This window comes from Candidatus Eisenbacteria bacterium, from assembly GCA_018831195.1.
Lineage (GTDB): Bacteria > Eisenbacteria > RBG-16-71-46 > CAIMUX01 > JAHJDP01 > JAHJDP01.
This window is the reverse complement of the sequence record JAHJDP010000061.1, coordinates 1-12,730: the sequence shown is the minus strand read 5'-3', so window position 1 is coordinate 12,730 and position 12,730 is coordinate 1. Positions and strand designations below refer to the sequence as shown.

9 protein-coding genes are annotated in these 12,730 nt (G+C 50.8%); 2 read left to right on the top strand and 7 right to left on the bottom strand.

Features of this window, described 5'->3' with window-relative positions:
* Window positions 1-48: 48 nt before the first annotated feature.
* The 3 genes from KJ970_10750 to KJ970_10740 all read right to left on the bottom strand — a co-directional run bounded on the left by KJ970_10750 (window position 49) and on the right by KJ970_10740 (window position 2,312).
* Window positions 49-636: a DUF3501 family protein gene (locus KJ970_10750; GenBank protein MBU2691393.1), complete on the bottom strand. Its 588-nt coding sequence runs from the start codon at window positions 634-636 to the stop codon at window positions 49-51.
* On the bottom strand, window positions 633-1,958 hold the full coding sequence (locus tag KJ970_10745) for a 4Fe-4S dicluster domain-containing protein (GenBank protein ID MBU2691392.1): 1,326 nt from the start codon (window positions 1,956-1,958) through the stop codon (window positions 633-635). The genes KJ970_10750 and KJ970_10745 overlap by 4 nt, the downstream gene beginning before the upstream one ends.
* A 102-nt stretch (window positions 1,959-2,060) precedes the next feature.
* A complete protein-coding gene (locus tag KJ970_10740; GenBank protein MBU2691391.1) occupies window positions 2,061-2,312 on the bottom strand; it encodes a hypothetical protein in 252 nt (83 codons plus the stop codon).
* A gap of 35 nt (window positions 2,313-2,347) precedes the next feature.
* Between KJ970_10740 and KJ970_10735 the strand changes: the two genes are divergently transcribed.
* A complete protein-coding gene (locus KJ970_10735; GenBank protein ID MBU2691390.1) occupies window positions 2,348-3,436 on the top strand; it encodes a hypothetical protein in 1,089 nt (362 codons plus the stop codon).
* A gap of 105 nt (window positions 3,437-3,541) precedes the next feature.
* Here the strand turns inward: KJ970_10735 and KJ970_10730 are convergent, their stop codons facing one another.
* Complete coding sequence (locus tag KJ970_10730; protein ID MBU2691389.1) at window positions 3,542-3,760, bottom strand: cold-shock protein; 219 nt, start codon at window positions 3,758-3,760, stop codon at window positions 3,542-3,544.
* 130 nt (window positions 3,761-3,890) lie between these two features.
* The gene (locus KJ970_10725) at window positions 3,891-5,072 is read right to left on the bottom strand and encodes a DEAD/DEAH box helicase (GenBank protein ID MBU2691388.1); all 1,182 of its coding nucleotides are present in this window, start codon (window positions 5,070-5,072) and stop codon (window positions 3,891-3,893) included.
* A gap of 418 nt (window positions 5,073-5,490) precedes the next feature.
* On the opposite strand from KJ970_10725, the gene KJ970_10720 reads away from it, so the two are divergent.
* On the top strand, window positions 5,491-8,127 hold the full coding sequence (locus KJ970_10720) for a Cache 3/Cache 2 fusion domain-containing protein (protein ID MBU2691387.1): 2,637 nt from the start codon (window positions 5,491-5,493) through the stop codon (window positions 8,125-8,127).
* Window positions 8,128-8,202: 75 nt separating this feature from the next.
* Here KJ970_10720 and KJ970_10715 read toward each other — a convergent pair whose 3' ends face one another.
* Both KJ970_10715 and KJ970_10710 read right to left on the bottom strand, forming a co-directional pair.
* On the bottom strand, window positions 8,203-10,863 hold the full coding sequence (locus tag KJ970_10715) for a DNRLRE domain-containing protein (GenBank protein ID MBU2691386.1): 2,661 nt from the start codon (window positions 10,861-10,863) through the stop codon (window positions 8,203-8,205).
* Between the two features lie 321 nt (window positions 10,864-11,184).
* On the bottom strand, window positions 11,185-12,537 hold the full coding sequence (locus tag KJ970_10710; protein MBU2691385.1) for a carboxypeptidase-like regulatory domain-containing protein: 1,353 nt from the start codon (window positions 12,535-12,537) through the stop codon (window positions 11,185-11,187).
* Between the last annotated feature and the right edge of the window lie 193 nt (window positions 12,538-12,730).

The following is a 12,730-nucleotide window of genomic DNA, read 5'->3' as shown; positions in this document are numbered from 1 at the left end:
CTCCATCCCCATAACCGGTGATGGGTTTTATCAGGCGCGATCCTGAACTCAGGATAGGTCGTCGATCAATTCGCCGCGGAGTTCCTCACTGAGAACCGTTCTCATCTTGAGAGCCGGATGTTCCAAAACCAGAACCACTTCCTGCCTGGACTTACAGAAGATCTCGGCCTGCTCTTTTGTGAAAGTAAATGACAGATGATAAACGCTGGGGATTTTCCCATCCTCATCCCGGCTTGAATCAAACACCGCCGGAATCCTGTCAGTCCCTGGAATTTCAAACCACAAGTGTACACCCTGGCCGAATCCTCGAAAGCGTTCCAGATCCTCCGTCATCTTGTTGAGATCGCGAAGTTCAAAAAGAAGAGTCCCCGATAGTTGATTCTCCTTGGGGACAAATTCGTTATACACTTCCAATTCCCGTGCGATCGCGTCCGATTCAATTAACCTTTCCGCCCGGATCATTTCATGAATCTGGTGAAGAACGGTGCTGCGATTCTCAAAGACCAATGTCAGGACATCCTCAATCGAAATCCGTCTTTTAACTTTCAGCCGGATCATTTCCTTCCGGTGTTCATTTCTTTCCTGTTCGTACTCATCCAAACTCAGGATATCGTCCAAGGTGATCGGCAGCATCATGCACCTTTTCCTTTCGCGAACGGAATGTCTCCCTTCGGGGACAAGCCGTAAGCATCCCGAAGGACCTCGATCGGATGCCGCGGCCGAAGCCCCTCCGGAAGATCAAGCGAGATTCCGGCCTGCAGATCTTCTGAAACTAACACTTCCGCAGGGCTTCTCTCCAGCTCCAAGATGAATTCCTTCATGAATCGCCGGGACGCCGGATAACGATCCGTCCTCTGACCCCAAGTACGACCCGATCCGACGGTGCTGTTCAGGATTCGAAGGTCGGCCCCGGGTATGAGCGCAAGCAGCTCCCATCCGGCGATGCCCCCCTCATGTTGTTCTGGAGCGAAGGGAGTGTGGTAGAGAAACCGCCCACCCGGCCGGGGGAAATCGGTGCGCAAGAGACCCTTTTCCCGGAGCCCCAGCAAGAATTCACAGAGTCCAATGGTCGCTTCGGCGACACGCCGGGCATCCGCGGTCTCGAGAACCCATGGAGTTCGTTCGATCGTTGTATAACAACAGGCAGGTTGAGGCATTATAATTGTATAACCACGTTTTACATAGGGCAGGAACGCGGTGACATTCGCCTCCATATTCATCTCAAAACCTTCTTTGTTTCCCGTTTCGAGATGGGCGCCGCCGCAGCACCGGACGGGCGGGCAGATGATCTGGATGTCATGATGATGCAGAATCTGGACGGCGGCGATGCCTATTTCCGGATAATAATAATTAACGGAGCAGGTCGGCGCCAAGAGGACCTTCCCTCCCCGCCCCAAGGTGGCCCGTTTGATCCTCCGCTCTTTCTTTCGAAACCACCCCTCGAAGGTTCGACGGTGAAAACGTGGAATCCGGCAGTCTCTATGCACCCGCAATGACTTTTCAAGCAGGAGCCTGACCACTCTCCATCGATTCATCGCATTTGATAAAGGCGCGGTGAGTCCGCCGATCGCTCCAATGAGATCGGAATTTCCCAAAAACCGATCGGGTGCCGCGATTCCTGCTTTGGCGGCTAGAATCAATTTGGTTCGAAGCATGAGAAGCGCAAAATCAATCATCCTCTCTTGAGGTGGTTTATAGGGGCATTCGTTCGTACATTTCCCACAGAGGGTGCATAGAGCGGCCATTTTCTGCGCGAGGGATATTGAATCCGGGGCGGATGTTGCTTTCGAATCCCGATCTGAACTGGAGAAAAACGCGTCGAAGGCCGGGCAGTGCTTCCGGCAGAGCCCGCACTCTCGGCACAATGCAGCTACACGCCGCCATTCCTCTTCATGGGCCGCCTGATCCCAGAAAATAGGATCGCTGTAATTCCATTGCCACCCCCCACCGTGTTCCACCTTGGTCCCCTCTCTGCGTATGAACCACCAAACCGACTCGGTACCTGCAAATTGAATTTTGAGCCGATTTCCATTCAAACGGAAGAGCTACCTGGGACCTCTTCAGATTTTTACATAAAAACGCCGGAAACCGGGCGCGGTGAACATCCTGGACCAGCAATGATAATCTGCGATCGGCAACCGCTTAACTCCTGAATCACCCCTCGCACCCCCTTCGGGATTGGCGTATCCTTTCTTCAGATCGCATGATTGAAACTCTGCCAGGGGTTGCCTGTTATTCTGAATTGGTGGTTGGGCATCAAGCGGATCAAAATAGAATTCGGCGTCTTGTCTTTGTTCGTTAATTTTGATCATACGGGAGAATCAGGATAGCGAGGAAAGAGGAATACTTGATTTCCTTTAAACCTATATACCGAAAACGACCTGCCGGATCAGGAATCGCGGCTGTCCTCGTCACATGGGGATTATGGGCCGCCTTCAATTCAGAAGCGGCCACATGGACGGTGGAGTGGAATCCAACCCAGCCCGAAAACCAGATCGGTGCCGTTGCCGAGATCGCTGCTTCAGGGGATACTATTCTTGTAGGCCCTGGAACCTACTACGAACACATCCCCCTTGAAGCCAAATCTCTCGCTTTTATAAGTACTGACGGGAAAGAAAACACCATCTTGGATGGCTCGGCGATATTTGATGGGCGGGAGAAGAGCATCATTTACATGGTAGGCGGTGATGCTGAAGATCTCATGGTAGAGGGTTTCACTCTTCGGAATGGGGCTGGCGCTCCGGAAGAATATGGGGAAATTGCCGGTGGAGCTATTTCCTGGTGGAGCAGGGGACTCGGAGGTTCGGCCAGAATTTTGGATTGCAGGTTTCATGATAATTATTTATTGGACGATTCTTCAGGCAGGGGTGGCGCTGTCTTCCTGACGGATATTTCCACAGTCGAGATGATTGGTTGCGAGTTCGAAGACAACGACGCTGATTGGAACGGTGGCTCAGCAAGCATTTATAATTATGAAGAGAGTATTGTTCAAGGATGCGAATTTGTTATCCACCCAGGATCTCGGGCAGCTGGATCGGCATTGTGGTCTGGTGGCGGTCTCATATCAATAATCGATTGTCATTTTATTGGGGTGGGATCAGGCGCTGGTTTTTCGGGATTGTCCGTTACCAACTTCGCCGCAACCATAAGAAATAATTTATTTCTAGATGAGGAAGGGCGCTGGGCGACTCGAATTCGGCTTCATGAATCTTTGACCGTAGGAGACCCGCATTTCAGCATCGAGTTTACTGGTAATCTTGTTTGGAACAAGGCGGGCAACATTCCCGAAACAGATTTTCAATTGTTGATTAACTATACCATCCCAACAGTTCTATTCAATAACAATACAATAGTTGGCACAACAGTGCTCTTCAGCTTGGGTGGCGGCGTTCCAATAACCTGCAATGACCTGGGGAAGCATCAAGTTGCGATATAAAAAGTAAACTTGAGGGCAGCAGGATCATCCGGCGGTATAGCAGCAAGGCCCCACTACAATTAAGTAGAGGGGCCTCGCTTGAGCCAGGCTCTATTCGGCTACCCGTTAGTTATCGAGTTTCACGACGTTTTCAGCCGCGGGACCCTTGGGGCCCTGCACGACATCAAACTCAACCCTCTGGTTCTCATCGAGAGATTTGAAGCCGCCATCTGCCGCCTGAATTGCTGAGTGATGAACGAAAACATCCTTTTCGCCGTCATCACGAGTTATGAAGCCAAAACCCTTGGCATCGTTAAACCACTTTACTGTACCTGTTATTGGCATGTCCGTACTCCATTTTTGGTTTTCGTCGGAGTGCGGGGCCGCCGTACTCTCGACTCTTTGTTCTCGCGGAACCCCCGCGTGGGTCGCACTGCAAGGAACACAGTGCAAACTGTCATCCGGCCATAGTATATCACTTGAAGCGCCGTTTGTCGCGTCTTCTTTCTGATCCGCCCGGTCTCTCTGAAACCCCGGATCCGGCCGGTTCAGGCTCCCCCAGCCAGGAGAGCTTCTTTGAAATCAACCGCTCTATGGCTTCAATCCCCCGGCGATCTTCGGGCGTGACCAGAGAAATGGCCATCCCTCGGCGCCCCGCCCTGGCGGTACGGCCGATCCGGTGGATGTAATCCTTGGCCGAGAATGGAAGGTCATAATTCACCACATGTGAGACATCGTCAACATCGATTCCTCGGGCTGCGATATCCGTGGCGACCAGCATATCGATCCGGCCGGCTCTGAAACCATCCATTGTGCGGGTCCGTTCATCCTGGGTCCTATCACCATGGATGGCCGAAGCCCTATAGCCCAAACCTCTTAACCGGCCGGCTAGCCTCGAGGCGCCCACCTTTGTTCCCGCAAAAATAATCGTTCTCTCCATCGAACAGCCCCTGAGAAGGTCCTCAAGAGTCGATCTTTTCTGCGCCCGGCTGGTCTGGACAATAAACTGGTCGACCTCATCGAGAGTCACCGAAGGGGGCGCAACATCAATCCGAACCGGATTTCTCAGGATATCCTTTGCAAGACGGCGGATATCCTGATCGAGGGTCGCTGAAAAGAGCATCGATTGGCGTTCCACCGGCAAGAGCTCGACGATCTCTCGAATATCGTGAATGAAGCCCATGTCAAGCATCCGGTCCGCCTCATCGAGAACCAGGTGCCTTAGATATCGAAAATCGATATTTCCGCGCCAGATATGATCTTTCAGACGGCCTGGGGTTGCGACAATGATATCGGCGCCGTGTCGAAGCAGCACTTCCTGCGCCTGAATCGGCACGCCCCCATAAATTGTGGCTGTGACGATATCGAGATACCGGCCCAAAGCCTGGAAATTTTTACCGACCTGAATCGCCAACTCCCGGGTCGGTACCACGATTAAGGCTCTGAGCTGGGACGGCTTGCCCCTTGATAGATCATCGAGAATCGGTAGGGCGAAGGCAGCGGTCTTCCCCGTCCCGGTCTGGGCTGAACAGATTAAGTCCCTCCCCTCGAGGGCCAAGGGAATCGCTCGGGTTTGGATCGGAGTGGGCCGGTCGTATTCAAGCTCGTATATACTCTGAAGGAGCTCCTTTTTGAGCCCCATTTCCCAATGTTTCATTCCGTTATGATTCGCATTCCTTTTAGAGTGTTCCTGCTGTAAACAGCGGTATTAAAAGAGGGAAGATACTGCAGAGTGGATGGAAATCTGGGAAAACCAACACAATCACCTCTGTCAATCAGTCACTACCCAATTCACTATTAGTTTCACTATCGGACATAAATAAGGAAAATACAAGTTCTTTTTTGCATATCCTGACCGTCAATATCAGATTATGTCGGGTCCTACAACCCAATAATCACTTATCTTGTTTGTTTGCTATGAGTTAGGGTTTCTATTCTGTGCAAATTTAATCATCTTGGATGACCTTGAATGAGCATCAACAATTCTAAGCAACGCCGAGCCCGGACCGATAACTATATAAACTATGAGTTCAGGGGCAGTTAGCCGGTTTATCCAACCCCCAAGGATTAATGAGATGTTCATCACAACACCAGATCCGACAAGAAGTGATCAGATCATGCAGCCCTGGGATCTCGAGCCCGGGGGATTCCGTATGGCGGACCTCAGCATCAAATGGAAGCTGCTCGGTCTCTGCCTCCTGCTGATGACATTGCCAACAGTGATTCTCGGTACATTAAGCTATAAGACTTTCAAATCACGCGCTTATGAGACGATCGAAAATGATCTCCGTATCATCTCACGAGATTGGCATCAGATGACCCAATCCTACGTGGAGCAGAAGGATCGCGTTCTAAAACGGGAAGAAGCCCTGATTGAGCAGCGACTCTGTTCGGTTACGGAAAATGTCTGCCAAATGCTCGAAATCGGCATGGCGGACAGGACAATGGCTCTTACGCCATCTGAGAAGCACTCCCTGTTCGAGAAGATCGCGCAAATCCGGATCGGCAATAGCGGCGACATCTCCCTATGGGATATGAAGGGATGTTGCTTCGTTTGCGAGCATGGTGTGGAAACGAACCATAATTTGCTAACTTCAGGTGAAACGCAGAAACAGTATGCCGACGCGGTGCTGGCAGCGCTTCCCACCCTCTCGCCCGGTGAGATTCACATCATACATTACACATGGGAAGACCCTTTAAAAGACAAGCGCGCCGAGATTCTTTCTTCCGATGTAAACCAAAAAGTATCGGCCATCACCTATTTTGAACCCCTCCAGCTTATTGTAAGTGCGAATCTCTACGACACGGAATTTAAGAGTGCGGAACTCGAACAAAAGCTGCAAGATGATCTCAAGAACAAAATCGCCGAGCAGCGAATCGGTCAGAATGGATACATCTGGGTCATTAACAGCAAAGGCGACTATGTCGTTTCAAAAAACCACCTTCGTGACGGGGAGAATATCAATAACACACGAGACGCCGACGGCGGTTTCTTCGTACAGGAAATTATCAAAAAGGCACATCTACTGAAACCAGGGCAAACCAGCACACTCTACTATCACTGGAAAAACCAGGAAGACTCCAAAGCGGAACCCAAACTGGCAGCTTTCACTTATCTGCCGGACTGGGATTGGATTGTCGGCGCCAGCGCATATCACAAGGACTTCCTCCAGGGCCTTGTACAAATACAGACCTATATCATCCAGATTTGTATTGTCATCCTGATTATTACGACATTTATCGCCTATTTTTTCACTGTCTCCATTACAAAGCCGATCCTGCTGCTGAAAGAAAAATCAAAACAGGTGGCCCAAGGTGATCTCAGCGTGGCGATGGATGAAGAGATCGCCTCCAAACAGGATGAAATCGGCACTCTGGCCAAAGCCTTCAATTTGATGATCGAGAATCTTCAGTCATTGATTGAGCAAAAGGAGACAGCGAGTGTCGCTCTGAGAGAGAGAAACAGTCAGCTTGCCGACGCCAAATTGAAATTGGAGGAAGCCCTGCGCCAGGCGAAGGCTCTGACCAATAAAGCTGAAGCGGCGAATAGGGCCAAGAGCGAGTTCCTCGCCAATATGAGTCACGAGATTCGGACACCGATGAACGGCATCATAGGCAACAGCTATCTGGCCCTGGACACCGAATTGGATGAAGAACAACGGGAGTTTCTAAACGCCATTAAGGCGTCGGCGGACCATCTCCTCGGTCTCATCAATGACATTCTTGATTTTTCCAAGATTGAGGCGGGTCATCTTGATATTGATGAGATTGAATTCGACTTGAGAACGACAATCGTAAATGCCATGGAACCCTTGGTTGTAAAGGCCCAGGAGAAAAAGATAACACTCAATTGGAATATTCAAGCCGATGTCCCCGATCAACTTATCGGTGATCCCGGGCGGCTGCGGCAAATCCTGATAAATCTTGGCGGAAACGCAATTAAGTTCACCCATGAGGGTGAGGTCTCCATAACATGCGAGTTGGATCAGAAATCCGAGCAGAAGGCCCGTCTCTTCTTCACTGTTTCCGACACAGGGATCGGCATACCGGAAGACAAAATTGATAGAATCTTCAACAGCTTTGAGCAGGTTGATGGATCGACAACACGCGAATATGGTGGGACGGGATTGGGATTGGCTATCTCCCATAAACTGGCCGTACTTTTGGGGGGGGATATCTGGGTCGAGAGCCGGCCGGATCAAGGCAGCAAGTTTCACTTCACCGTTGATTACCGTCTGCAAAATGAAGCGGCAGGCTCTCCGAATCAGCGAAAACAAACCGGACAGCCGGCTTACGTTCCAGGTTCAGGAACGCCAAAAATCAAGGTCTTGCTCGCTGAGGACAACGCTATCAACCGCCTCATGGCGGAAAAAATCCTGGAAAGAATGGGTTGCCTCGTTATCACAGTTGAGAACGGCCAGATCGCCGTGGATACAACCGCTCTGGAGCCATTTGATATTGTTCTGATGGATGTCCAAATGCCAATTATGAGTGGGTTGGAAGCCACCCGGTTAATCAGGCAACGCGAAAGACTCCAGGGCGGGTACCTTCCCATTATCGCCATGACGGCCAATGCCATGAAAGGCGATCGGGAAGAATGCCTGAAGGTTGGTATGGATGATTATATTGCCAAACCGATCAATACAAATGAACTTGAACAGACCCTGTACAAATGGGCATCGCAGAGAAGAAACATCGATCAGGTGGCCTAAAAGACGCCAGTTCATTGGACAGCGGGGTCCCCAGCACTTAAGGGACCCCACACCATTTTTCTGGTCGTCTTCAAATCACCGGCTCAATATCAGCTTCATTGTATGTACGTCCGGACCCGATTTCAGCCGCGCAAAATAGACACCGGGAGCGAGCACCCGACCCCGGTAATCCAAACCGCGCCAGTCGATCTCATGAAGCCCCGGCATGACCGGCCCATCCACCAAAGTCGCCACGCGGCGCCCCTCGAGCGAATAGATATTCAGCTGGAGATCCCGGGTCTCAGTGACCTGGAAGCGAAGTGTTGTCGTTGCATAAAATGGATTCGGCCTATTGAGCAATAGTGACAGGCCGGGATTCGATTCCTCCGTTGGGGCTGATGCGATGGGGCTGGAATAGGTTATTTCGAGGTAGGGCCGACCGTACTCACTGTACTCACTTGCTTTGATCCCGGTCACAATACCGGTGTTGTTCATCAGGATCAGTCCATCATTATCGGTCGTCCCGCTGGACCATGCCTGAACCAGATCGGTAACATTGAATTCAGGATAGTAGGGGGCATTGGGAATCAAGGAACTGTCCACAACGACTGGATCAAATGTCCCCCCCGGATTCGTCCAAACTTCCTCCCCATTCCGGACAACCCAGCTGGCACACCCTTCCTCATAGGCTCCATCCGATGCACCCTCTTCCCACGATTCGGTCAAGCGACAGAGGGTAAAATATTGGTCCACCTCCCAAGAACTGATCGACCAGCAATAAAATCCGATTTTGGCCTCGAGGATTCTCATTCCCAATACTTCCTCAGGCATTTCAAATGAAATGATAAAGTTACATTTGGGATCGTCCCTCACATCATTATATTGATCGCCCCCATAGTTAAATGTTGGATTACCCGCATCCAAATAGGCATCGCGGCATCCCTCGTACCCTTCAACACCCTGTTTCAATACGATTTGATATGATTCTTCGGCGATATACTCGGAAACCTCGTTTGAATAATCTGAATCGCCGAAGTTATTCCGCGCCATGACACGATAAGTATAGGTGTGTAATGGAGGGAGGTCCTCGTCAATGTATCCCTCCGTGTTCGCCGGCAGCGGCTCCAATTCACTGAATTCGCTTCCATCAACAGATCGCTCAACGATAAAACTTTCCTCATTATCACTGTTATCGGTCCAGCTGAGAGCGATAGCGAACCCGATGATCTCAGAGATGAGGTTCATTGGGGCTTCCGGAGCTTCCGATGAAATAACAGTGGTGGCTTCATTAGATGGACTGGAATTACCATGGGAATTCGTTGCTGTGACCCGATAGGTATAGGTTCCGGAAGGAAGAGGATCTCCCTCGTGGTTATTATCGGTATAGCTCTCAGCGTCTTCTCCTGCGATATCATAGGTATTGTTCCAAACTCCACCATCAACTTGACGCTGGATGATGAATCCGTCTTCATTGACGGCATTGTCGACCCAGGTGAGCGAAACCGAACCGAATTCTGAATTCCCCACCGCTTCCAAATTCGATGGCGCCGCTGGGAGGTTTGGATCGGTCATTTCAGCCGTGGCCGTGTTTGAGGACTGTGAATCACACGGATCGCCACTCCCGTCATCATCGCGATGGGCTACCACTTTGTAATCATATGTACCGATCGCCAGCTCTGAATCTGTATAGGTTGTGACATCAGATTGAACAGAATCGTAGCTGAGGTCCCAACCGCCTCCATCGACCTGCCGCTGTATGATAAAGCTATCTTCATTGGTAACATCGGAATTATCGGTCCAGTTCAATTCGATTTCTGAAGCTACTGGATCTGCCACCGCCGTCAAATTCGAGGGCGCCGGAACGCACTGGTTCCATCCGGCGAGCATCGCCCAAAGCCACCAGGCCGCATATCCCTTAAGATTGCCATTGAGATCTTGGCTATGCGCCGCCCCCGACGCCCACCAATCAACTCCCTCAGTGTGCGTCCCCTGCCAATCCAGGGCCCAGTTTCTGTCGCGAGTGCCATTGTTATCACTGTCGTAATCGCAGTTATCGTTCGCCAGCAGCTCCATATAATTGACCAGCCGATCGGGGTCATAACTTTCGATATCAGCGAAATCATAGAGAATTCTATTATGGGTTATGCAGTGGTTTCTAATATGCTCATTTGCAATATTCAGGGTCCCGTCGATTCCGGTTCCGGTCAAATGCCCGGTCATAAAGACAAAGTATACGCTGGGATAATCGGCGATGAGACCTTCCATGAGATTCAGATAGATATCAATATTCTCAATTGTGGTTTCGGCTTGACCGCACCAAGACCAGATGATGACGTTACATTCTGGATGGCCCACCAGGTAGTTTCGTGTCGCTGTTTCCCATGCATACCGATCGGGATTCCCGAGATCACTGGCTCCGACGAAGGGCGTGTCCCTAAGATCCAGGGCGCCCCCGGTTCCACCATTATTCCAAAGATAGAGGCCCGGTGTCGCTCCATTATTCGTCATAAAGAGGTCGAGTTGCGCGCCCCCACTCGTTCCCATCCCGGAAATCAACTGGCTTCCATGCGATGTATGCCCATAGGCGATATGTAGATCCGTTTTGGCTTGTGCAATCGCCGTTTCAGGGATCTCCCAAATATCTGTAGAGGTGTGATCTACGGTAAAGGCGATGGCCTGCCCAATGGCGGCCATACCCAAGCATAATGCCAGGGTAAATATCCATATGATGGAGATTCGACTCGATGCTGATCTCATGATGTTTTAACTCCTCACACTTTTCAGATTTGAAGCTGACCAGTTGCACTGGGATTTCTCTAACGAGAATAACCGGCCTAGAGCAGCCGGCCGGGAATTTCCACCCGTATATATCGCATTCGGCAGAATATCACAAACCCTTGACCCCCACAAGACAGCCTCATTTGTATCACGAGCGATATTTGTATTGGAAGATCAATACTGCACGATCATAAGTCGTCATCATTTCCTTAGGTCGATTTTGCTATTGCAGGATGGATAATACTCTACTTTGGGGCTCGCAAATCGGGTTTATTTCAAATCGTCTGGGTGAGGTTTCTTTCACTGTTCCGGGAGAATCTCGGCACGACTACCGGCCTGGACAATCACGGTGACACTCTCGGAGCGAATGCCATCGAGTTCCGCAATTACACTTGCAACACCTGTACCGACTGAATAGAGCTCTCCATCAATCATTCGCACAACCCATATTGAGCTTGAATGCCAATTGACCCATTTCGTTACATTTACTTTGAATTCGCCGGCGCATGCCATGACCCGAATAGGAACAACCTTATTCGATTCCACAGATATTTCCCGAACATCCAGCAGAAGCTTTGCGGTGCCGTCTTTAACAGCTACGGCCCAGGGACTATTCTCCTGATTATTGGAATCCCGAATCGAAAGCTCAGATTCATGGTTTGATTCTCCCGATTGCTCGAAAGCTTGTTCAGAATTATTATTGGGAGACGATCGATCATGGTTTGTATGCGCCTTTGAATCAGAATCGTGATCCAACCCCCTCCCCAATCTCAACATAGATTGCTTCGCCAAAAATTTGATGTCCCTTTGTTGACGCCGAACATGAAAATTTTCCTCCACGGTTTGCCCCGCAGCGACATTTACATCATAAGAGCACTGATCAAATAGGTGAAAACTCGGTAAACTTGAAGCGTCGATCCATAGCCGCCAAGCGCCGGGAGCGACCCGCTGAAAGCGAAAACGGCCGTTTCGATCGGTAAGAGCGACCCGCCTTGTATTCTCATCTGAAAGTTCAATCAGTATTCCTGATAAATTCGGATGAGTCCCCTCCATTCCCCATTGGATAGCATTTGTAGTGTCTGCTTCACTATGAGCATCGATCACGGCGCCGATAACAGAACCCGCATCGCTGACGGCAAGGTCGAGATGCAGCTTCTCATTACCAACAACTTCTGCTCTAATCGGCGTTTGACCGATGATCAGTCGGCTGAGGCCGATCGTACGGAGATCCGCATCCACCAGGTGCCTACCCGCCGATAGTCCGGAAACAGAGAATTCCCCATTCTCCCCAGTGACGGTTGCATGTTCATCGACCCGCACCACTACGCCCGCAAGACCCGGGCGGTTTTCCCGTTGAGCGTCAAAAACCCTTCCGCGGATACCGCCGAGATTCCCACGAGGAGCGACCGGAAACCCGAACATGACATCGAATCCCAACATGGCCGCGTATTCATTCAAGCCACCGGGCCCCTCGCGGAATCTCGTTCGTAGCCGAAGGGTGGAGGCTCCGGCGATGTTCCACCAAGCCTCGATATCCGTCTGGTGCCTTGTCTTGTCTTTCACCTCTTGGAACTGATAACCCAATTGAATGCCGGCGCCTTGAGATCGGTACCAAGTGAGTGATCCACCCGCTGATTTTCCCGTATCGAGCAACCCGCCGGCTTCATCATTTAGACTGGACCAGGAGCCAAAGAGGGAGAGTCCCGGTGTATCGCACCCGGTTCTTTGGACACAAGAATTCCTTACGCAGCCTCTGCTTGAGCGCGGTCACGGCGCGCCTGAGCGGGACTGCGGAATCCCAACTTCTCGATCAACCAATCTTGGTTATAGCTTTCAATGAATGCCT

Excerpts from the sequence above, each read along its gene's own strand:
- KJ970_10720 (MBU2691387.1), top strand. The coding sequence starts at position 5,491 with ATGTTCATCACAACACCAGATCCGACAAGAAGTGATCAGATCATGCAG.
- KJ970_10725 (MBU2691388.1), bottom strand. The coding sequence starts at position 5,072 with ATGAAACATTGGGAAATGGGGCTCAAAAAGGAGCTCCTTCAGAGTATA.
- KJ970_10730 (MBU2691389.1), bottom strand. The coding sequence starts at position 3,760 with ATGCCAATAACAGGTACAGTAAAGTGGTTTAACGATGCCAAGGGTTTT.
- KJ970_10715 (MBU2691386.1), bottom strand. The coding sequence starts at position 10,863 with ATGAGATCAGCATCGAGTCGAATCTCCATCATATGGATATTTACCCTG.
- KJ970_10740 (MBU2691391.1), bottom strand. The coding sequence starts at position 2,312 with ATGATCAAAATTAACGAACAAAGACAAGACGCCGAATTCTATTTTGAT.
- KJ970_10750 (MBU2691393.1), bottom strand. The coding sequence starts at position 636 with ATGATGCTGCCGATCACCTTGGACGATATCCTGAGTTTGGATGAGTAC.